The organism is Streptomyces spinoverrucosus (assembly GCF_006539505.1).
In the GTDB taxonomy this organism is placed as follows: Bacteria; Actinomycetota; Actinomycetes; order Streptomycetales; family Streptomycetaceae; genus Streptomyces; species Streptomyces spinoverrucosus.
Window position 1 is genome coordinate 38,619 of record NZ_BJND01000054.1, and the last position, 20,092, is coordinate 58,710.

22 protein-coding genes and 1 tRNA gene are annotated in these 20,092 nt (G+C 71.8%); 10 read left to right on the top strand and 13 right to left on the bottom strand.

All coding sequences use genetic code 11. The annotated features are described in order from the left end of the window. Positions 1 to 36: 36 nt before the first annotated feature. The 5 genes from SSP24_RS30935 to SSP24_RS30955 all read left to right on the top strand — a co-directional run bounded on the left by SSP24_RS30935 (position 37) and on the right by SSP24_RS30955 (position 5,979). A complete protein-coding gene (locus SSP24_RS30935) occupies positions 37 to 2,127 on the top strand; it encodes a penicillin acylase family protein (RefSeq protein WP_141313278.1) in 2,091 nt (696 codons plus the stop codon). Beyond that, on the top strand, positions 2,120 to 2,728 hold the full coding sequence (locus SSP24_RS30940) for a GNAT family N-acetyltransferase (RefSeq protein WP_141313279.1): 609 nt from the start codon (positions 2,120 to 2,122) through the stop codon (positions 2,726 to 2,728). The genes SSP24_RS30935 and SSP24_RS30940 overlap by 8 nt, the downstream gene beginning before the upstream one ends. Next, complete coding sequence (locus SSP24_RS30945) at positions 2,725 to 3,198, top strand: cupin domain-containing protein (RefSeq protein ID WP_141313280.1); 474 nt, start codon at positions 2,725 to 2,727, stop codon at positions 3,196 to 3,198. The genes SSP24_RS30940 and SSP24_RS30945 overlap by 4 nt, the downstream gene beginning before the upstream one ends. Before the next feature lie 16 nt (positions 3,199 to 3,214). Beyond that, the gene (locus tag SSP24_RS30950) at positions 3,215 to 3,979 is read left to right on the top strand and encodes an SDR family NAD(P)-dependent oxidoreductase (RefSeq protein ID WP_141313281.1); all 765 of its coding nucleotides are present in this window, start codon (positions 3,215 to 3,217) and stop codon (positions 3,977 to 3,979) included. Between the two features lie 74 nt (positions 3,980 to 4,053). Continuing rightward, a complete protein-coding gene (locus SSP24_RS30955; RefSeq protein ID WP_229866086.1) occupies positions 4,054 to 5,979 on the top strand; it encodes a copper resistance CopC/CopD family protein in 1,926 nt (641 codons plus the stop codon). 51 nt (positions 5,980 to 6,030) lie between these two features. Here the strand turns inward: SSP24_RS30955 and SSP24_RS30960 are convergent, their stop codons facing one another. The 3 genes from SSP24_RS30960 to SSP24_RS30970 are packed head-to-tail and all read right to left on the bottom strand — an operon-like array spanning position 6,031 to position 7,648. Further along, positions 6,031 to 6,843, bottom strand: coding sequence for a methyltransferase domain-containing protein (locus tag SSP24_RS30960; RefSeq protein WP_141313282.1), 813 nt, complete (start codon positions 6,841 to 6,843; stop codon positions 6,031 to 6,033). Then, positions 6,843 to 7,070, bottom strand: a complete 228-nt coding sequence (locus SSP24_RS30965) for a zf-HC2 domain-containing protein (protein WP_141313283.1) — start codon at positions 7,068 to 7,070, stop codon at positions 6,843 to 6,845. Before SSP24_RS30965 ends, SSP24_RS30960 begins: the two co-directional genes overlap by 1 nt. Beyond that, complete coding sequence (locus tag SSP24_RS30970; protein WP_141313284.1) at positions 7,067 to 7,648, bottom strand: RNA polymerase sigma factor; 582 nt, start codon at positions 7,646 to 7,648, stop codon at positions 7,067 to 7,069. The genes SSP24_RS30965 and SSP24_RS30970 overlap by 4 nt, the downstream gene beginning before the upstream one ends. Positions 7,649 to 7,790: 142 nt before the next feature. Here SSP24_RS30970 and SSP24_RS30975 point away from each other — a divergent pair, with 142 nt between their 5' ends. After that, positions 7,791 to 8,303 carry a hypothetical protein gene (locus SSP24_RS30975; RefSeq protein ID WP_141313285.1) on the top strand — a complete coding sequence of 171 codons (513 nt, stop codon included), beginning with the start codon at positions 7,791 to 7,793 and terminating at the stop codon, positions 8,301 to 8,303. Between the two features lie 58 nt (positions 8,304 to 8,361). Here SSP24_RS30975 and SSP24_RS30980 read toward each other — a convergent pair. The 4 genes from SSP24_RS30980 to SSP24_RS30995 all read right to left on the bottom strand — a co-directional run bounded on the left by SSP24_RS30980 (position 8,362) and on the right by SSP24_RS30995 (position 10,026). Next, a tRNA-Ser gene (locus tag SSP24_RS30980) sits at positions 8,362 to 8,446 on the bottom strand. 45 nt (positions 8,447 to 8,491) lie between these two features. After that, entirely contained in the window at positions 8,492 to 8,923 is a 432-nt protein-coding gene (tadA, locus tag SSP24_RS30985) for a tRNA adenosine(34) deaminase TadA (RefSeq protein ID WP_229866119.1), read from the bottom strand. A 59-nt stretch (positions 8,924 to 8,982) separates the two neighbouring features. Further along, positions 8,983 to 9,519 (bottom strand): tRNA adenosine deaminase-associated protein, encoded by a 537-nt coding sequence (locus tag SSP24_RS30990; RefSeq protein WP_141313301.1) that lies wholly within the window; start codon positions 9,517 to 9,519, stop codon positions 8,983 to 8,985. 303 nt (positions 9,520 to 9,822) lie between these two features. After that, a complete protein-coding gene (locus SSP24_RS30995) occupies positions 9,823 to 10,026 on the bottom strand; it encodes a hypothetical protein (protein WP_167529748.1) in 204 nt (67 codons plus the stop codon). A 96-nt stretch (positions 10,027 to 10,122) separates the two neighbouring features. Here SSP24_RS30995 and upp point away from each other — a divergent pair, with 96 nt between their 5' ends. Continuing rightward, positions 10,123 to 10,758, top strand: a complete 636-nt coding sequence (upp, locus tag SSP24_RS31000; RefSeq protein WP_141313287.1) for a uracil phosphoribosyltransferase — start codon at positions 10,123 to 10,125, stop codon at positions 10,756 to 10,758. Between the two features lie 175 nt (positions 10,759 to 10,933). Here the strand turns inward: upp and SSP24_RS31005 are convergent, their stop codons facing one another. Both SSP24_RS31005 and SSP24_RS31010 read right to left on the bottom strand, forming a co-directional pair. Then, positions 10,934 to 12,943: an FtsX-like permease family protein gene (locus SSP24_RS31005; RefSeq protein ID WP_141313288.1), complete on the bottom strand. Its 2,010-nt coding sequence runs from the start codon at positions 12,941 to 12,943 to the stop codon at positions 10,934 to 10,936. Continuing rightward, the gene (locus SSP24_RS31010) at positions 12,940 to 13,662 is read right to left on the bottom strand and encodes an ABC transporter ATP-binding protein (protein WP_141313289.1); all 723 of its coding nucleotides are present in this window, start codon (positions 13,660 to 13,662) and stop codon (positions 12,940 to 12,942) included. The genes SSP24_RS31005 and SSP24_RS31010 overlap by 4 nt, the downstream gene beginning before the upstream one ends. 37 nt (positions 13,663 to 13,699) lie before the next feature. Here SSP24_RS31010 and SSP24_RS31015 point away from each other — a divergent pair, with 37 nt between their 5' ends. Next, entirely contained in the window at positions 13,700 to 15,019 is a 1,320-nt protein-coding gene (locus SSP24_RS31015; RefSeq protein ID WP_229866077.1) for a sensor histidine kinase, read from the top strand. Then, entirely contained in the window at positions 15,016 to 15,675 is a 660-nt protein-coding gene (locus SSP24_RS31020; RefSeq protein WP_141313290.1) for a response regulator, read from the top strand. The genes SSP24_RS31015 and SSP24_RS31020 overlap by 4 nt, the downstream gene beginning before the upstream one ends. Here the strand turns inward: SSP24_RS31020 and SSP24_RS45345 are convergent. Beyond that, complete coding sequence (locus SSP24_RS45345) at positions 15,562 to 16,449, bottom strand: ATP-binding protein (protein ID WP_373306787.1); 888 nt, start codon at positions 16,447 to 16,449, stop codon at positions 15,562 to 15,564. The two genes, SSP24_RS31020 and SSP24_RS45345, sit on opposite strands and share 114 nt — an antisense overlap. 178 nt (positions 16,450 to 16,627) lie before the next feature. Next, a complete protein-coding gene (locus SSP24_RS31025; protein WP_229866075.1) occupies positions 16,628 to 17,278 on the bottom strand; it encodes a TetR/AcrR family transcriptional regulator in 651 nt (216 codons plus the stop codon). 151 nt (positions 17,279 to 17,429) lie between these two features. On the opposite strand from SSP24_RS31025, the gene SSP24_RS31030 reads away from it, so the two are divergent. Continuing rightward, positions 17,430 to 18,503 (top strand): alpha/beta fold hydrolase, encoded by a 1,074-nt coding sequence (locus tag SSP24_RS31030; protein ID WP_167529749.1) that lies wholly within the window; start codon positions 17,430 to 17,432, stop codon positions 18,501 to 18,503. 280 nt (positions 18,504 to 18,783) lie between these two features. Here SSP24_RS31030 and SSP24_RS31035 read toward each other — a convergent pair whose 3' ends face one another. Both SSP24_RS31035 and SSP24_RS31040 read right to left on the bottom strand, forming a co-directional pair. Next, a complete protein-coding gene (locus tag SSP24_RS31035) occupies positions 18,784 to 19,437 on the bottom strand; it encodes an NAD(P)-dependent oxidoreductase (RefSeq protein ID WP_141313293.1) in 654 nt (217 codons plus the stop codon). Positions 19,438 to 19,502: 65 nt separating this feature from the next. Then, positions 19,503 to 19,979, bottom strand: a complete 477-nt coding sequence (locus SSP24_RS31040) for a MarR family winged helix-turn-helix transcriptional regulator (RefSeq protein WP_141313294.1) — start codon at positions 19,977 to 19,979, stop codon at positions 19,503 to 19,505. Positions 19,980 to 20,092: the final 113 nt, after the last annotated feature.

Below are 20,092 nucleotides of genomic sequence, written 5' to 3' on the forward strand. Positions count from 1 at the left end.
ACCTAAAGCACATAGGGATGACAGGGTGATGACCAGGTGACCATCGAGATCCACCGCGACGCCTGGGGCATCCCGCACCTGCGCGCCACCGACGCCCGCGAACTCGCCCGCGCCCAGGGCCGGGTCACCGCCCTCGACCGCGCCTGGCAGTTGGAGGTCGAGCGCCATCGGGCCGATGGTACGTCCGCCTCCTTCCTCGGTACGTCCGCCGTGGCCTGGGATGTTCTGGCGAGACGGGCGCGGTTGGCGGACACAGCGAAACGTTCCTTCGAGGCCCTGGACCCCGTCACGGCCGACTGGGTCCGGGCCTACGTCGACGGGGTCAACGAGGGTCTGACGGAAGGCGCCCGCCGTACGCCCGAGTTCGCCGAGACCGGGCTGGCCCCCGGCCGCTGGGAGCCGTGGACCCCGCTCGCCGTCTGGCTCGCCACGCACATCCTCTTCGCGGGCTTCCCGGCGAAGCTCTGGCGGGAGGAGGTGATACGGCAGCTGGGGCCTGAGGCGGTGGCGCTGTTCGCCACGGACGGTCCCGGCACCTCCGGCAGCAACGGCTGGCTGGTCGCCGGGGAGCGGACCGTCACCGGGCAGGCCGTGATCGCCGGTGATCCGCACCGGTTCATCGAGGAGCCGGGCGTGTACCAGCAGATACGGCTGTGCTGCCCGGAGTTCGACGTCGTCGGCCTCGCCGTGCCCGGCGTCCCCGGCATCGCCCACTTCGGCCACACCGGCACGGTCGCCTGGGCCATCACCAACGCCATGGCCGACTACCAGGACCTCTACCGGGAGCGGTTGCGGCGCACCGGCGCGGGCGTGGAGGCGCTCGGCCCGGACGGGCGATGGGAACGGGCGTACCGCGACACCGAGTTCGTCGAGGTGCGCGGTGCCGAGCCGGTGCCGGTCGAGGTCATCGAGACCGAACGGGGGCCGGTGATCGCCGGGGGGCCGGAGGGCCTCGACGACGGTACGCCCCTGGCACTGAGCCTGCGCTACCCGCCCCGCGTCACCGCCGACGTCGGCTTCGCCACGCTGCTCCCGCTGCTGCGGGCCCGCACGGTCGCCGACGTCGACCGCGCCTTCGACACCTGGGTGGAGCCGGTCAACGTCGTGCAGGCCGCCGACACCGAGGGCGGCACCCTGCACCGGGTGGCGGGCCGGGTGCCGGTGCGGGCCGAGGCCAACCGGGTCCGGCTGGTTCCCGCCTGGGAGCCCGGCCACGAGTGGCGCGGCTGGCACGAGATGCCCCGCGCGGGCCTGACCGGCGGCATAGCGGTGATGGCCAACCAGCGCGGCCCGTCCACCCCGCTCGGCGTCGAGTTCGCCCCGCCGCACCGCGCCGACCGGATCGCCGCGCTGCTGAACGAGAAGGACCAGTGGTCGGCGGCCGACATGCCCACGATCCACATGGACACCCACCTCGCCTCCGCCGCGCCCCTCCTCGACCTCCTCGCCGCCCTCGACGACCTGGCCCCCGGGGCCGCCGCACTGCGCGAACGGCTGTTGCGCTGGGACCATCGCATGGACGCCACGAGCGAGGAGGCCGCCGCGTACGCCGCCGTGCGCAGCGCCGTCGTCCGCCGACTCGCCGCCCACCCGGCGTTCACAAAGCTCACCGAGCCGCCCGCCTACCCGGAGGTCCTCCTGCCCTGGCTGGGTCTCACCGCACGGATCGCGTTCGCCCTGGAGAACCTGCTGAGGGTCCAGGACCTGTACGGCATCGACCGCCCGGCGATCGTCCGGGCGGCGCTGGAGGAGGTGGCCCTGAAAGAGGCGGCGGGTACACCGGGCACCTGGGGCGACACCCACCGCCTCGCCCCCTGGCGGGCGCTGCCCAGCACGTCGTACGCCACGAAGACGTACGACGAACCGGCCCTGTCCGGCGACCACGACTGCGTGCTGTGCACCTCGGCCGTCCCCGGCCTCACCGACCTCGCAGCGCGCGGCCCGGCCGCCCGGTATGTGTGGGACCTGGCCCGGCGTGAGCACAGCCTGTGGGTGGTGCCGCTCGGCGCGTCCGGCGTGCCCGGCTCGGCGCATCACCGCGACCAACTCCCGCTGTGGACCAGGGGAGACCTCGTCCCGGTCGTCACCGACTGGGCCCGCCTGACTAAGGAGACCGACGATGACTGACCCGTACGCCGACCGCACCGCCGTCCACGAACAGGTGGTCGACGGCTTCGGCACCGTACGCGTGCTGCCCCTCGACGCGAAGGGCGACGCCGAGGTGGTCCACGGCTGGGTGAGCCAGGAGCGGGCCGCCTTCTGGGGCATGAACGGGCTCACCCAGGACGACGTGGCCGGCATTTACGCCCACATGGACACCCTCGACACCCACCACGCGTACCTGGTGGTGACGGACGGCGTACCGGCCGCCCTGCTCCAGACCTACGAGCCGGAGGCGGACCGGGTCAGCGAGTGCTACGACGTCCAGCCCGGCGACATCGGCGTGCACCTGCTGCTCGCCCCGGCGGGCGAGGGCGGCGCACGGGGTGGCTGGACGGCGGCCCTGATCGCCGTACTGGCCGCGTACGTGCTGGTCACGCTCGACCGGCAGCGGGTTGTGGTCGACCCGGACGTGCGCAACGAGAAGGCGATCGACCGCTTCCTGCGGCAGGGGTTCGTGGCGGGGCCGAAGGTCGTACTGCCGGAGGTGAACCTCCCCGACGTGCACCTGCCCGAGAAGCACGCTCAACTCGCGTTCCTGCCCAGGGCGGTAGCCTTCCCCGCGTGACTCCAGAAGACCTCGTCGCGCACTACGCCATGGAGCCGATCCCGCGCGAGGGCGGCCTGTTCCGGCAGACCTGGGCCGGGCCGGACCGCCCCGACGGACGTCCGGAGGGCACCGCCATCGTCGCCCTGCTCCGACGGGACGACTACTCCGCCCTGCACCGCCTGCCCACCGACGAGGTCTGGCACTTCTACCTCGGCGACCCGCTGGAGCTGCTGCTCCTCGCCCCCGACGGCACCACCCGCACGGCCGTCCTCGGACCGGACGTGCTCGGCGGCCAGCACCCGCAGTTCACCGTGCCGGCCGGCACCTGGATGGGCGGGCGGGTCGTCGAGGGCGGCTCCTGGACGTTCTTCGGCTGCACGATGGCGCCCGGGTTCACCTTCGAGGGGTACGAGCACGGTGACGCCGCCGAGTTGACCGCCCGCTATCCGGACCGGGCCGACCGGATCGTGGAACTGTGTCGGCCATGAGGTTGCTGTGACGGACATGAGGTTGCTGGAGGGCCAGGTCGCCCTCGTCACGGGCGCGGGCGGCGGGATCGGCCGGGGCATCGCCCTGCGGTTCGCGGAGCAGGGCGCGGCGGTCGCGCTGCACTGCCGTACGTCGGTGGAGTCGGCGCGTGAAGTGGCGTCGCTGGTCGAGGACTTGGGCGGACGGGCCGTCGTACTGCAGGCCGATCTGACCGACGAGGACGCCTGTCGGCGCGTGGTGCGCGAGGCCGCCGAGTGGGGCGACGGGCGGCTGACCGCGCTGGTCAACAACGCCGCCGTGCAGCCGGTGCAGGAACTCGCCGGGATGACCGCGTCCGACTGGCGGACGGTCGTGGACACCAACCTGACCAGCGTGTTCGCCTGCACACAGGCGGCCGTGGAGGTCATGCGGGAACGGGGCGAAGGGGGTTCGGTGACGCACATCGCCTCCATCGAGGCGAGCGCACCGGCACCGGCGCACGCGCACTACTGCGCCTCCAAGGCGGCGGTGGTGATGCACGCCCGGTCGGCCGCGCTGGAGTACGGGCGGTACGGGATCCGCGTCAACACCGTCTCGCCCGGGCTGATCGACCGGGAGGGGCTGGCGGAGGCCTGGCCGGAGGGCGTGGAGCGCTGGCAGCGGGCGGTGCCGCTCGGGCGGTTGGGGCGGGCGGAGGATGTCGGGGACGCGTGCGTGTTCCTGGCCTCGCCGCTGGCGTCCTGGGTGTCGGGGCACGATCTGGTGGTGGACGGGGGTGTCTCGGCGCGTCCGACATGGTGAGACCGGCCTGGGGTGAGTACGCCGGGCTTCGCATCCGTACGTATTCCGGAAGCAGATCCGACGACGGAGCGGCGATGGGGATGCGCGATGGCGGAGCACGGCCCGGCGACGAGGGCGGCGACGACGGCGCGTCCCGACGACCCGGACCGCTCCGCCTCCGACTCCGCCTCCGACTCCGCCTCCGGCTCCGCCTCTGGCTCCGGCTCCGGCTCCGGCTCCGGCGACTTCGGCGGCTGGTGCTGCTGGTCGCCGTGCTGGTCCTGCTCCTCCTCGGTGGCGCGGCCCCCGCGTCGGCCCACGCCGGACTCAGCGGCACCGATCCCCGCGACGGATCCGTCCTCGACTCCGCCCCCCGCCAGCTCACCCTGACCTTCACCGAGTCCGTCGGCCTGCTCGACGACTCGGTCCGCGTGATCGACCCCAAGAACCGCCCGGTCGACACCGGCGAGGCCGCCCACGCGGGCGACAGCGCCGACACCGTCCGGGTCAGCCTCCCCGCCGACCTGCCGGACGGTACGTACACCGTGGCGTGGCGGGTCGTCTCGGCGGACAGTCACCCGGTCTCGGGCGCGTTCATCTTCTCGGTCGGCGAACCGTCGGCGACGACCGCCGCGGTGACCGCCCCGACCGAGGACCCGGCGACCGCGTCGCTCTACAACATCGCCCGCTATGCCGCGTACGGCGGCCTGGCTCTGCTCATCGGCGTCGCCGTCTTCATGTCCGCCGTCCTGCGCGGCCCCACCGACGCCCTGCGCAAACTCCTCCCCGCCGCCTGGCTGACCCTCGTGACCTCCACGGCCGCCCTGCTGCTCCTGCGCGGCCCGTATGAACGCGGCACGGGCCTCACGGACGCGCTCGACCCGACCGTCCTGAGCGCCACGCTCACCACCCGGCCGGGGCTGGCACTACTGGCCCGGCTGGCCCTCCTGACGGCGGCCTTCTTCCTCGTACGACGCTCAGACCGCCGTACCACTCACCCCGCACCCGGCGTCGCGCTCTCCGTCGCGCTGGCCGTCACCTGGGCGGCCTCCGAGCACGCCTCCGCCGGTATCCAGGTGCCGGTGGCGATGACGTCGGCCGTGCTGCACCTGCTGGCCATGGCGGTCTGGCTGGGCGGCCTCACGGCCCTGCTCACCGTCCTCTACCGCGCCCCGCACGACCTCACGCTCGCCACCGTCACCCGGTTCTCCCGGCTGGCCTCCGCCTCGGTGATCGTCCTCACGGTGACCGGCGTCTACCAGTCCTGGCGGGGCCTCGGCTCCTGGGAGGCGCTCACCGGCACGACGTACGGCCGCATCCTGCTGGCCAAGCTGGCCGCGGTGGCGCTGCTGCTGGCGGCGGCGGCCTTCTCGCGCCGGTGGACGCGGCGCTGGGCGGCGGGTGAACCGGCGCGGGTGGCGGCCGAGGCGCGGGTGCTGGAGACGGTGGGCGGGTCGGCGGAAACGGCGGAAGCGCCGGAAGCGCCGGCCCACGACCGGCCCCCCGTCGACCACGACGGTCACGACCACCACCGCCGAGCCCTCCGCCGCTCTGTCTTCGCCGAGTTCATGACGGGCGTACTGGTCCTGGTGATCACGACCCTTCTCACCATCACCCTCCCGGGCCGCGCCGCCACCGAGTCCGCCGCCGCGCAGACGACGGCCGCCGACGCAGGTGGGTCCACTGCCTCCAGCAGCGTGGTGCCCTTCGACGTGGGCACCCCCAACGGCCAGGGAAAGGTCCAGCTCGACCTCGCCCCGGGGCGCGTGGGCCAGAACCAGGTGCAGGCCGTCGTCTTCGGCCCCGACGGCGGCATCGTCACCGTCCCCGAACTGCGCCTCACCTTCACCCTGCGCGCCCAGGACGTCGGCCCCATCGACGCGGAGCTGGAGAACCGGGGCGGCTACTGGGGCACGGACAAGCTCCGGCTCCCGCTGCCCGGCACCTGGACCATGAAGATCACGGTCCGGACGACGGACATCGACCAGGTGACGGTGGAGAAGGACGTCCGGGTGGGCTAGGACTGGGCTGGGCCGGTCTGGCCGTCGTCGTGGGGCTGGGTCAAGCTGGCTTCAGCAGTCGGTCTGTGTCCCCGGAAGGTGTGCTCGGACAACCACCGAGACTGCCACAGCCTGCTGCTGGTCCGGTGGGATCAGTTTCTTCATGAGGTGGATCACCTCTGCGCTGAACAGGGGGTACAGCGCGCAGTCGTCGACGCTCATGGGGTGGCGGTACGGCACGTGGATGTCCCGGAATCCAGCCCGGTCGAGCTTGTGTACGAAGTCTGCTTCGGACAGAGCGCCGGCCACACAGCCGGCCCAGGCGGCGGGCTGGGTGAGGATCTGCGGTGGAAGTTCGTCCTGGCCGACGGTGAGGTCGGCGACGCAGAGTCTGCCACCGGGATGCAGGACGCGTGCGCATTCGGCCATCACGCGGGCTTTGCGGGGGGAGAGGTTGATGACGCCGTTGGAGATGATCAGATCCACCGTGTCGTCCGGGAGCGGGATGGCCTCCATCTCGCCTTCCAGGGGTTCGACGTTCGTCAGAATGGCGTCGGCCGCGGCGTCGGCGGTGCGCTGGAGCATCTCGGGGAGGAAGTCGAGGGCGATGACGCGGCCGGTCGGGCCGGTGCGGCGGGCGGCGAGGATGGTGTCGATGCCACCTCCGCAGCCGATGTCGAGGACGGTTTCACCGGGGTGGACGACGGTGAAGCGGAGGTGGTCGGCGACACCGAGGGCCCGGTCGATGGCGGCCTGGGGGACCTCGGCCAGTTCCTCGGGGGTGTAGAGCTTGTGGGCCACGGCGGCCGTGGACGCCGGGACGTTGCGGTAGGCGTCCCGGACCAGCTGCTTCACCTCGCCGCTGTACATCAGGTCGCGGCTCATCAGCCCAGCTCCCCCAGGGTCTCGTTCAGGCGCCGCAGGACGTCTGCGGGGATGTCCTCACGGCTCGTGCCGAGCAGGAGTCTGCGGAGCTCGACGGCGAATTCGAGCTCGCCGCAGCAGCGCCGGCACCGGGACAGGTGCTCTTCCACCGCCTCGCGGTCCGCCTGATCGACCGTGGCGTCGAGGTACTCCCACAGCTCCCGCACCGCCTCGGAACAAGTGATCAACGCACGCCCTCCTTCAGCAGTCCGTTCTCCTCCGCGTAGTCCCACATCTGCTTCTCGAAGAGCTTGCGGCCCCGGTGCAGGCGGGCGAGCACGGTCCCCAGCGGCACCCGGAGGATCGCCGCCGCTTCCTTGGCCAGAAAGCCGTGCATGTAGACCAGGACGAGCGCAACCCGGTAGATCTCGGGGAGCCGTAGCAGCACGGCGCGCACGTCCTCCGGTCCGAATCCCTGAAGGAAGTCCAGGTGGAGGCTGTCCGAGTAGGGGAACGGATCTTCGTAGGCGATCTTCCGGTAGAGAGAGAAGTCCTCCACCTCCTCGAAGTCCACCGCGACCGGCTGCCTGGCCCGGGCCCGGCCGCGGTCACGGCAGCAGTTGACGAGGATGCTCCGCAGCCACGCGGCAGCCGCCGCCGGATCGCGGAGCTGGTCGAGGCATTCGAACGCCTTCACCATGCAGTCCTGCACCGCGTCCTCGGCGTCAGCACCGACCAGGGATCGGGCGATCGCGTAGAGCCGGGGAAGCTCTGCCCGCACCAGTCGGCGGAAGTCTTCCCTCTGGTCGGCCTGGGTGACTTGCACGCCCACCACACCACACAGACGGTTCCTTACGCCGATTTTATTGCGTTTTGCCACATTGCAATAACTTCATTTGCCCGCGTCGTCTTCATGGTCGAGAACAGTCGAGAACACCGGTATCGCCGGTCGACCAAGGAGGCACCCCATGACCACCGTCACGCATCGGAGGGGCGCGGTCGGCACCGCCGGGAGCCCGGGAACGCTCCGACTGGGATCCGCGCTCATGGCGCTCGCCGGTCTGGCATTCGTCGGATATGCGGTGATCTTCTTCGTCCGCAACTTCACCGGCTCGTTCCTGGAACTGGGCATCGGCCCCGGCGAGGTGGATGTCGGCCGATCCGACATCCAGGCGTTCAGTCCCGAGCTGTACCACTACATCTCACACCTGCACATCGCGGTGTCCGGCTTCATCGCGGCAGCCGGACTCGCCACTGCGGCGCTTGCCTGGTTCGGCGTCCGCCGCGGACTCCTGTGGGCTTATGTCACCGCCATCGCGGTCCCCGTGCTCGGTCTGGCCGTCGCACTGCCCGCCCACTACCCGTACGGCCTGGACACCCTCGGCCATCTCGGCCCCATCTACTTGGCCACCGCCGTGTTCGTCGTCGGGGCGCTGATCGCCCTGCGGCCGCTACTGTCGGCAGGGAGGGAGCGCAGCTGACACCGCTGGGCAAAGCACGAGGGGCCCGGTCCAGTGGACCGGGCCCCTCGGTTACGAGCGGTAGCGGAGGGATTTGAACCCTCGGTGACTTGCGCCACACTCGCTTTCGAGGCGAGCTCCTTCGGCCGCTCGGACACGCTACCGAGGGAGACCTTACAGCAAGGTGGGGCGTGCTCAGAAATTGGTATTCAGCGGGCCCGGAAGAAGTCGGTGAGCAGCGCCGCGCACTCCTCCGCCAGCACGCCCTCGATGACCTCGGGGCGGTGGTTGAGGCGGCGGTCGCGTACGACGTCCCAGAGGGAGCCGGCCGCGCCGGCCTTGTCGTCGCGGGCGCCGTAGACGACGCGGTCCACCCGGGACTGGACGATCGCGCCCGCGCACATCGTGCAGGGTTCCAGGGTGACCACAAGGGTGCAGTCGGTCAGTCGCCAGGCGCCCAGCACTGCGGCCGCGCGCCGGATGGCGAGGACCTCGGCGTGCGCGGTCGGGTCGCCGGTGGCCTCGCGTTCGTTGTGCCCGGCGGCGAGCACGGTCGTACCGTCGGCGGCGAGGACGACCGCGCCGACGGGGACGTCTCCACCCCGGACCGCCTGCCCGGCCTCGTCCAGGGCGAGCCGCATCGCGGCCCGCCAGGGGTCGCGCACCGGATCCGGGGTCGTACTCGGGTCGGACGACGGGGTCAGCGGACGGTCTCCAGCGTCTCCGAGGCGCCCAGGGCCTCGGCGATCTCGGTGAGCGCGTCCTCCGACAGCGACAGCAGCTCCTTCTCGCTGACGCCCAGGTCGTCGAGGATGCCGGTGTCACCGACCGGGCCGTGCGGCACGGCCTCGGCGGAGCCGCCGTCCTCCTCGCCGTCGTCGGCGTCGTCCTCGGGCTCACCGTCCTCGGTGCCGTCCAGGTCGAGGGCGTCCAGGTCGGCGTCGTCGTCGGCCGGCTCGCGGCCGAGCAGTTCGTCGGTGAGCAGGATCTCGCCGTAGCTGCTGCGGGCAGCGGCGGCGGCGTCCGAGACGTAGATACGAGGGTCGTCCTCGCCGTCCACGCGGACCACGCCGAACCAGGCGTCCTCCTGCTCGATCAGGACGAGCACCGTGTCCTCGTCGGGAGAGGCTTCCCGGGCCAGGTCGGCCAGATCCGACAGGGTCTCCACATCGTCGAGCTCTGTGTCGCTCGCTTCCCACCCGTCTTCGGTGCGCGCGAGCAGTGCGGCGAAGTACACCGTGACTCTCCCACTGGTCATAGGCGTGCCGGTTGGGGGTCCCCCCGGCGGAGGCTGCGGGCGGGGAGAGCTCGGGCTCCGAGCCCCACCCACTCGGAATCGTGGCAGAAACAAGGCGTTCAGGGGACGTCTTCGGCCCGCTGTGTCCGGCTGTTTTGATCGCACGTCCGCGAACGACTCACCAGCACACTCGTTGCCGCCACCAGCGGATCGTACGCGGCTTTGGGTCGACGCCACGCACGCCCACCCCGGCAACGACCGCACGGGGTGCGGTTCTTCCCGCCCCGGGATGTACCGCGGGGATTACCAGCGAAACGTTCGCATGCGCATCGCGTGCCGCAGGCGGGCCGTCTTGGCGCGGCGCGGCTGAACGCGGTCACGCAGTTCCCGGGCCTCGGCGAGTTCCCGCAGGAACTGCGCCCGGCGCCGCCTCCGCTCGGCGTCGGTCTCCTGCGAGCTCGCGTCCGCCCGGGACGCGTGGTCGGGCAGCTCTGGCAGGTCAGGCATAGGCACACCACCCCTATCCGTCTCCCTCACTTTCCCCCGGATGGCGGGTTTGACGCCAGGGAGTGCCGGGACCGAAGTGCGGTTACCGTTGTGCCCATGCGTCTCCACGTCGTCGACCACCCCCTGGTCGCCCACAAGCTCACCACGCTGCGCGACCAGCGCACCGACTCCCCGACGTTTCGTCGTCTCGCCGACGAGCTGGTCACCCTGCTCGCCTACGAGGCCACGCGCGACGTGCGCACCGAACAGGTCGACATCACCACCCCGGTCGCCACCACCACCGGCGTCAAGCTCTCCCACCCGCGCCCGCTGGTCGTGCCGATCCTGCGGGCCGGGCTCGGCATGCTCGACGGCATGGTCCGGCTGCTGCCGACCGCCGAGGTGGGCTTCCTGGGCATGATCCGCAACGAGGAGACGCTCCAGGCGTCCACGTACGCCACCCGGATGCCGGAGGACCTCTCCGGACGCCAGGTGTACGTCCTGGACCCGATGCTGGCCACCGGTGGCACCCTGGTCGCGGCGATCCAGGAGCTGATCAAGCGCGGCGCCGATGACGTCACGGCCGTGGTCCTGCTGGCCGCCCCCGAGGGCGTCGAGCTGATGGAACGCGACCTGGCCGGCACCCCGGTGACGGTCGTCACGGCCTCGGTCGACGAACGCCTCAACGAGCACGGCTACATCGTCCCGGGGCTGGGCGATGCGGGGGATCGGATGTACGGGGCGGCGGAGTAGGTCCTACGGCGGGCGCGGCGGAGTAGCTCCGACGGCGGGCCCGGCGCGCTGGATCTCCAACCGTTCGTGGAACTTGTCGATACCCCGGCTACTTTGCCGAGGCATCACGTCATCCGCGCCTCCACATCTTGCCGCGGGGGCTGGACCCGGCCGTCGGGCTCAGCCCCCGCACTGCTCACTCTCCCCGCACCCCGGCGTACCGGGTGACCGAGCGCAGCAAGGGACGGCTCAGGCCGCCGGCCGCCAGGATCCCGCCGACGCCGACGGCGCAGCACACGGCGAGAACGGTCAGGCCGCGTGCGTCGAGGGACGAGTCGCCGCCAGCCAGCGTCATCGAGCCCCCGCACAGCAGTCCTGTCGCGAGAGCACCGCCCGCCAGGACCGTGAGCGGGATCAGGGTCTCCCGGCTGCGGGCGGTGTCCAGGACCCGTAGCGGGGTTCCGGCCAGGTGCAGCAGGGCGTAGGTGCGGCGGCGGTCCAGGACGTTGGCGGCCGCGGTGATCCCGGCGGAGGTGATGGCGACGGTGAAGGTCACCACGAGCACGACTCGGGTGATGGTCGTGAAGTCCTGGGTGAACCGGTTCTCGGACCAGTTCACGTCGGTGGTGGTCAGTGGGTACTGGTCGGGTGTCAGGCCGGTCAGCGCGGTGCGGGCGCGGTCCAGTTCGGCCGTGCCGCCGGAGATGGTGGCGGTGATCTGGCGGCTGTCGTAGGGAGACGTGGCCACGAAGCCGTCGTCCACGCCGACCACGGCGCTCACCCCGGCGGCGTGCAGGCGCTGTTCGGCCTGCGTCCGCGTCTGGCCCACCTTGTGGGCCGGGGCGGCGATGGCGAGCTGATCGGGCCGTCCACCCCACGGGGGAGCGGAGTCCACGGTGAGCAGGGCGAAGAACCCGGCGACGAAACCGGCCAGGGTGAGCCCGGAGACGATCCGCCAGGCGGCCTTCGGGTCATCCAGCAGCCGACGCCCAGCCAGCAGTGTCGCCGGCCGCTTGGCCAGGGCAGTGACAATCCTGCCGAGCATCCGGACCACCCACGGCCCGATCACGGCCAGCGCCAGGAAGACCGCGGCGAACGCGAACAACGCCACGACGTCGGCGCTGCCGTACTCCCTCGTCACCCAGCCGTATACGGCGACGACGGCCACGAAGACCACCGCCCGCACGACGCTCGCCCCCCGGCTGCGGGAGCGGCGGGCCACGCCCAGCGGGCCGACGACCACCTGACGCAGTCCAGCGAGCGCGCTGCTGACGACCAGCGCGACCACCCCGGCCATCACCGCCAGCAGCGGCAGTCCGCCGATCCACAGGTCGGCCGAGTACCAGGCGCCGCCCGCGAGCGGTAGGCTCGCCGCCACCGGCAGCAGCAGCCCGTACCCCACGGCACCGAGCAGCGCTCCGGCCGTCCCGGTCAGCAGCGCCTCGGCTGCCGTCAGCCCGGCGATTCGGCCCGGCGTGGCGCCGATCAGGCGGAGCGCAGCGAGGCGCTGGTCGCGGCGGGAGACCGACAGCCGCGCGGCGGAGGCCGCCAGCACCAGCAGCGGAACGATGACAAGGACGGTGGCGAGCCGGGCCAGGAGCGTGTACATGCCGCCCATGCCGTCCGTCAGCGGCGTGCCGGTGAACGACGCGACGCGGGTAGGAGAGGCGATGTCGCCGATCCGGCGCGGATCGGGCGCGCGTTCGGCGGTGACCGCCGGGTCGGTGGCGCGGTGTCCAATCACCGCCACGAGGTCGCCGGGGTGGGCGAGCGCCGCGCGGCCCAAGGTTCCGGTGGGGGTGCCGGGGACCGGGTGGCGGTCGGCGGGCAGCCGGTCGAGCAGGTCGCCGAGCGCTGGGGAGACCCACAGTTCGCCGGGCGCGGGGAAGCGGTCGAGGCCGGGCAGGGCGGGAGCGGTGCGTCCGGGCAGCTGTGCGACGTCCACGACGGTGACCGGCTCTCCCCGGGTGAAGGTCGTTCCCATCGCCTGCACGGCGACCGGGCGGGAGGACTCCACGGGGTTGCGCCAGTCGGTGCGGTCCGTGCGGTGCTGGAAGCCCAGGTTCATCGCGACGCACAGCAGGAGGAGGGTGGTGGACACGGCCGCAGCCGCGACCGCGAGCCCGGTGGCGAGCAGGCCGGTGCGGCCGCCGGCCCGGGTGAGCCGCCAGGTCAGTGTCCAGGTGGTGCGGTCCAGTGGCCTCATCGCCGGTACCCCGCCTTCGCGTCGGTCCCGGCCTCGGCCGCAGTTCGGTCTGCGGCCAGCCGGCCGTCGCGGACGTGCACCGTGCGGTCGCACCAGCGGGCCACATTCGCATCGTGGGTGACGACGACCAGGGCGGCGCCGTGGCTGCGGCTGACCTCCGTCAGCAGGTGGATCACCTCCATACCGGTGGCCTGGTCCAGCGCGCCGGTCGGCTCGTCCGCGAAGATCACTTTCGGGCGGCCGACCAGGGCGCGGGCGATGGCCACCCGCTGCGCCTGGCCTCCGGACAGCTGCCCGGGACGTCGGTCCTCCATTCCCTGCAGGCCCAGTGGTCCGAACCACTGCCGGGCCTGCTCGACGGCCGCCCGGCGGGCCGTGCCGCCGAGCATCAGTGGCAGGGCGACGTTCTCGTCGGCGGGCAGTTCCGGCAGCAGCTGGCCGGACTGGAAGACGAAGCCGAAGGCGGTGCGGCGCAGCTCGCTGCGGGCCGGTTCGCGGAGCTGGTCGATCCGCTTGCCGTCCAGCAGGACCTCACCGGAGTCGGGCCGTTCGATCCCGGCCAGGCAGTGCAGCAGGGTGGATTTGCCGGAGCCGGACGGGCCCATGACGGCCAGCGACTCGCCGGCCGTCACGTCGATGTCGACGCCGGCCAGGGCGCGGGCCATGCCGTAGGACTTGAACAGGCCGGCGCCGGTCAGGACGGCGGAGGTGGTGTTCATCGAGTGGTCTCCCCGGGGGAAGCGGTGTTCAGCGTGCATGCCGTCCACTTTCGGGGCGCACGGCAACTGGCTGTCTCGGCCGGACGACCGGTTGTGGTGGCCGGACATCGGCCATTCGGCCGAGGCCGCCGGGAATCACCGCTTCCGTATCCTGCCGAGCGTGTACCCCGAGACTTCGCTGCGCCGCCGGGCGCTGCTCGCCGTCGGCTGGATCTTCCTCAGCCTGGTGTGGCTGCTGGACGTGTTCGCCGGTCGGGAGCCCGACTACCGCTGGACGAGCTGGCTGCCGATCGTGTCCGGCCCGGTTGCCTGCGCGGCGCTGCTGTGGCCCGGACGTGGGCCCAAGATGCAGGTACGTGCCGTGCTCGTCGCCGGCGGCTCCCTGGCCCTCACGGTCGGGATCGGGGTGTTCGCGGGCCGGGACGGTGCCGGTAGCTGGGGGCTGCTGGAGGGCGTCGCTCTGCTGGTGCTGCTTTCCCGTGCTGTGTGGACGGTGCCGGGCCCGAGGGCCGCGGCAGCCGTGTCGGCCGCGCTGGCCGTGGCGGCCATCGTGATCCCGCTGCGCTGGCTGCCAAGGGACATCCAGACCGACAGCCAGACCGCCGTCAACTGGTGCCTGCTGATGACGCTCGGCGCCGGCACAGCTCTCGCCTGGGGCCTGCGCGCACGGCTGCTGGAGGAGCAGCGGGCCCGCGACATCGCCGCCGTACGCCAGCGCCAGCGCCTGGAACTCGCTCACGACCTGCACGACTTCGTCGCCCACCACGTCACCGGCATCATCGTCCAGGCCAACGCCGCGCTGACTCTCCAGCACACCGCGCCGGAACAGGTCGGACCGCTGCTGGAGAACATCAGCCGGTCCGGATCGGAGACACTGGACTCGATGCGCCGCCTGGTGCGGGTCCTGCGCGAGGACGACCATGACAGCATCCGGCCCGGCGAAGTGTGGGCGGAACTCGCCCGCCTGGTCTCGGCGTTCTCCGAAGACGAAGCGGACGTCCAGTTGCACGTCGCCGCGGCGGCCCGCGAGGCGCGTCTCGCCCCCGAGGTGGAAACCTCCGTGCACCGAGTGGTGCAGGAGGCCCTGACCAACGTGCGGCGGCACGCGCCCGGCGCCGCGGTCGCCGTACGGATCGACGTGGACGGGCCCAGGCTGCGGGTCGAGGTGGCCAACACGGCACCGGCCGCACGCCGCCCCGTCCCGGTCGGCGGACGCGGCGGCTTCGGGCTGGTCGGCCTGCGTGAACGCGTCGAAGCGGTGGACGGCACGCTGACCGCCGCTCCCACCGACGACGACGGCTGGCGGGTCACCGCCGCCTTCCCCATGCTGGCCGCTGTGGCAGGATCACCGGCGTGAACGACACCGCGATCCGCGTACTGATCGCGGACGACCAGGAAATGGTCCGCATGGGATTCCGGCTGATCCTCGACGCCCAGCCCGGCATCGAGGTAGTCGGCGAGGCCGCCGACGGCGCCGCCTGCGTGGAACTCGCCCGCCGGCTGCGGCCGGACGTGTGCCTGGTCGACATCCGCATGCCGAAACTGGACGGCTTGGACGTCACCCGGGCACTGGCCGGCCCCGGAGTCCACACCCCGATGCGGGTCGTCGTGATCACCACCTTCGACCAGGACGACTACGTACACACCGCGCTGCGCAACGGAGCCTGCGGCTTCCTGCTCAAGGACGCCCCGCCCAGCCTGCTGATCGAGGCGGTGCGGGCCGCCGCCCGCGGCGACGCGCTCGTCTCTCCCGCCGTCACCGTCCGGCTGCTGAAGCAACTGTCCGCCACGCGTCCCGAGCCGGATGCCGCCTGCCCGCTGACCGAACGAGAACTGGACGTCGCCCGGCTGGTCGCGGTGGGCCGCACCAACCAGGAGATCTGCGACCAGCTGGTGGTGTCACTGTCCACCGTCAAGACGCACCTGGCCAACATCCAGCAGAAGATCGACGCCCGCAACCGGGTCGAGATCGCCGCCTGGGCGTGGGAGTCCGGCATGGTCCGGGAGCGATAGGGCGGCTGCACAGCCGCTACGGTCGGACAAGGACACCCGCACCTGCACCGCACCAGAACCGGAACGCACGGAGCCGGGCCGGCCCGGCGCGGGCCGGACGGGGAACAGCTCACCAACTCCTTCGGCGAAGGAAGCGGAGGAAGAGTCCGTCGAACACCGGTCAGAACCTCGCGAGACCCTACGTGCGGGGAAAGCAGCAGGAGCAACCCCGTGCGGGACATCCAGTGTGCGGCCGCTGCCGGGCTCACCAGCCGACAGGCACAGAACCATCTCCGCGCCGCCTTGGGGACGGTTGCGCAAGGACAGCCGGGCGCCGATCAGGCCGGCCTGGCCGACGGCGATGGTCAGGCCGAGGCCCGTGCCGTCGGACGGGGAGCCGGCGCGGAAGCGCTCCGGGCCGGAAGCGTGCGGCACCGCGAGCAGCTCGGCCGGGAAGCCGGGGCCATCGTCACGGACATGGGCCTGGGGGGAGTCGGGCTCCACCGCCACGGGCGGGGGCACCCGTGGCGCAGCGCGTCGAAGGCGAGGTCGGCGAGGATCCACACGGCGGGGGTCGGTCACCACGATCCCGTCCCGGGCCACGCGGACCTCCACCGCGTCCAGTGCGCTGGCCGCGCGACGGACCCATCGCACGCTCGTGGTGCTCTCCGTCCGGCAAGGCACCGGCTCGCGTGCGTCAGGCGGGGCGGCATGCCCCGATCCGACGCCCGCAGACGTCGATGCCCGGCGGTCGCCGGGGAGGGGCCGGCGGTCGAGCAGCCTGGCCTCCTCCATGCGGGCGATCAACCGTGGTCAGCCCGCCCGATGTGAACGACAGGCCCTCGGCCAAGCGGCCGGGGCGGTCCGGTCTTCCGGTGCCGGGCCCGGCGCAAGAGCATCTCCAACTCGGAACCGGCCAGTCCGGCGGCCTCGGGCATGAGTGAACGACACGACCTGCGGCCTTGACGCGGTGTCAGCCCTGATGTGCCGTCAAGCCGTCGAGAACGAGGTCGAGTTTCACCCGGAGAGCCGGACCGAGGAGGAATGGCTTGTCGGTGTGCTGATGCGCCTGGAGCCAGCGGTGGAGGGTTTCGGTGTAAACGGCGCTGAGGGTCTCCGCGACGGTTTCCGGGGACACGGAGGGACGGAAGTCGCCGTTGTCCTGGCCGAGGCGGACGCTGTCACGGAACGATTCAAAGACCGGGAAGGGGCTGTCGAACGTCCCCAGTTCGCTCAGCCAGCCCAGCGAGAGGACACGGGCCATCCTGGGGTTCTCCTCGTTCACCCCCGCCAGGACCTCCATCTGGAGTTCGAGCTGGCGGCGAGCAGGGGCTCGGCGGACGCCGTCATCGACCAGCCGGGCGGTCACGAGCTCCCGGCGCTCGCCCCTCCAGGCATCCAGCATGTCGCGTTTGCGGGGGAAGTGGTTGAACACGGTCCGGCGGGCCAGGTCGGCGCGTTCGGCGATCTGGTCGATGGTCGTCGCACCGTAGCCCTGCTCGGCGAACAACTCCAGGGCCGCGTCCAGGATCGCGGAGCGGATGCGCTGCCGCTGCCGCTCCCTGCGCCCCATCGGCTGCTCGGTCGGGCCCGTCGGGCTCGCTGCCGCGGGTGAACGGGTCACGTGTGTTCCCTCGCCTGGAAGTCACGGGTGGTGCTCGGTCGTGCCGACCTCATTCTATCCATGCATCATTAGTGCATCAATGCATCATGGTGCACACTTTGCCGTGAGGGGACTCGCCGTCCCGCCGTCCCAACACTTGGAGGGCCGCACCATGCCGTTCACCTTCGTCGTAGACCCCGCCGAACTCATCGAGGAACGCGCGGCCCAGTGGCGGTTCGGGGGCACCGATCCCGCCGTGCTGGAGGAGATGTCCCGTCGCATCAGCGACCTGTGGGCCGAGGGCCCCGGCGGCTGGGCGCATGAGTGGTCCGTCCTTGCCGAGCAGGCCGAGAAGGACGGTGATCTCCTGAGGGCCAGCCACCTGTACGGCATCGCCAAGTTCCCCGTCCTGGGCGGCAACGCGGCGCACACCCGGGCTTACGAGAACCAGTCGCGCACCTTCCTGGACGCCTCGTCCCGCTTCGAGGTGCCCTTCGAGCGCCACGTGATCGACGTGGCCTTCCGCGGAGAGACCGCGCGGGTCCCCCTGCACCTCTACGTCCCCGAGAACCTGCCGGACGACGCCCCGATCGTGCTGGTCTTCGCCGGCGTGGACACCTGGAAGGTCGAGGTGCACACCACCGCGCTCGCGACGGCTCGCCTGGTCGGCGCACGGGTGGCCACCGTCGACATGGCCGGCACCGGGGAATCACCGGTCGCCAACGGTCCCGACGGAGAGCTGTACGTCGGTGACGTCCTGAACTGGCTGCGCCGCCGCTTTCCCCAGGCACGCAAGGTGGGCACCGTCGGCTTCAGCTTCGGCGGGCACTGGACGATCAAGCTGGCTCTGCGCGGGATGGTCGACGCCGCGGTGAGCAACGGCGGACTCATAGACACCGCCTTCACCCCCGAGGCCGTCGCCCGGCTCCGCTACGGCATGCCCGGCATCTTCGGCAACTCCCTGCGACTGGACGCCGAGCCGCCTCTCGCCGAACTCCAGGCCGCCATGGCCGCCTTCTCGCTGCGCACGCAGGGGCTCCTGGACGACTGGGGCAGCGATCCCGTGCCGCTGCTGTACGTCAACGGAGACCAGGACCAGCACGTCCCCGCCGACGACTCCCGGCCGCTCGAGTCCCGCCCGAACACCGTCGTCCGGCTCGTCCCGAACGCCGGCCACTGCGCCATGGAGAAGGCCCAGGAGATCATCCCCTGGAGCCTGCAGTGGCTCCGCGACCAACTGGCCTGACTCTGCGAGGTCCAGCTCCGCGTCTGTCGGCGACGGGGTGGCCGAGGCACCGGCGCAGGTTGTCGACGAAGACGGTGCCGTGGCCTTGTCGGCTGCGGTGCAGCGCGTCCGAACGAGGACGTGCTTCCCCTCGACGACATGGGTGTGGTCGAGGGGAAGCAGAAGTCGGGGTCGCTGGGGCGGACGAAGACGGCGGTCGGCTTACAGGCGGAGTCGAGGGCGCCGTCTCGGCACTGCCGGTCGGCCTGCGGTCGAAGCGGGCGCCTTCGAGCGAGGTCCGTCAGTAGGCGGCGGTGATGCGGCGGCGGATCGCCGTGCCCTTCTCGGCCTCGTCGACCAGGGCGACCGCGTAGTCCTCGGCGCTGATGAAGCTGGTGCCGTCCTCCGCGATCAGCAGGTCGTCGCCGCCGAGGCGGAAGGTGCCGGTGCGCTCGCCGGGGGCGATCTCGTCGGCCGGGGAGACATACGTCCAGTCCAGGTCGTCGCCCACTTCGGCGCGCAGCCAGCGCAGTACCTCACGCTGGGCGAGCGACTCGGCCTTGTAGATCGCGGGGAAGTCGGGGGTGTCGACCCGGTCCTGGCCCGAGGCGGTCTTCAGGCTGCCCGCCCCGCCGACCACCAGCAGGCGGTGTACGCCCGCTGTGCGCAGCCCTTCGACCAGGGACTTGTACGTCGCCAGCAGCGGGGCGGCCGGGTCGGAGCCGTCGCGGGGCGGGGAGACGGCGGAGATGACGGCGTCGTGTCCGGCAGCGGCCTGGGCGACCTTGCCCGGCTCGGTGGCGTCCAGGGCGAGGACGGTCAGCGCCTGGTGTTCCGGCAGGGCGTCCGCACGGCCCGAACGGGTGGCGGCGGTGACTTCGTGGCCGCGGCCGAAGGCTTCCGCCGTGATGCGGGAGCCGATCATGCCGGTGGCGCCGATGAGGAGGATCTTCACAGGTGACTCCGTTCGTTTCCCGTTTCGGGGGCGAGGGGCTGGAGGCCGCGGGAGGAGCTGGACGGTTACGGCCGTGCGGGTCCTTGCACCGTGCCGCGTGCGGAGTGGGCCAGCAGCTTGGTCACCAGCTCGCGCAGAATCAGCCGCTCGACCGGGGTGAGCGGCTCCACGAGGTCGGCGGTCACCTGCGGGACGTGCGCGGCGAGGGCCCGTTCCAGCAGCTCACGACCTTTCGGGGTGGCTTCCAGGAGCGCGGCCCGGCGGTCGTCGGGGTGGGGGTGGCGGGCCAGCAGCCCAGCTTCCTCCATGCGGGCGATCAGCCGGGTCAGCCCGCCCGAGGTGAACGACAAGTCCTCAGCCAGGCGAGCGCTCGTGGTCCGGTTCTCCGCGTGGCGGGCCAGACGCAGGAGCACCTCGAACTCGGAACCGCCCAGTCCAGCGGCCTCACGGATGGTGCGCTCGGCCCGTCCGCCGATCGCGTCCGTCAGCCGCAGGATGTCGCCGTACAGGACGACCGCATTGTCGTGCAGCAGCTCACCCATAAAGCTGACGGTACAGCAATCTATGACTTCGCCGCACGTCAACTCGCCGTATAAATCAACCCTGTGCTCAACTTGAAGTTTGAAGTAATGCTGCCTCGGAAGGTATCTTCGCT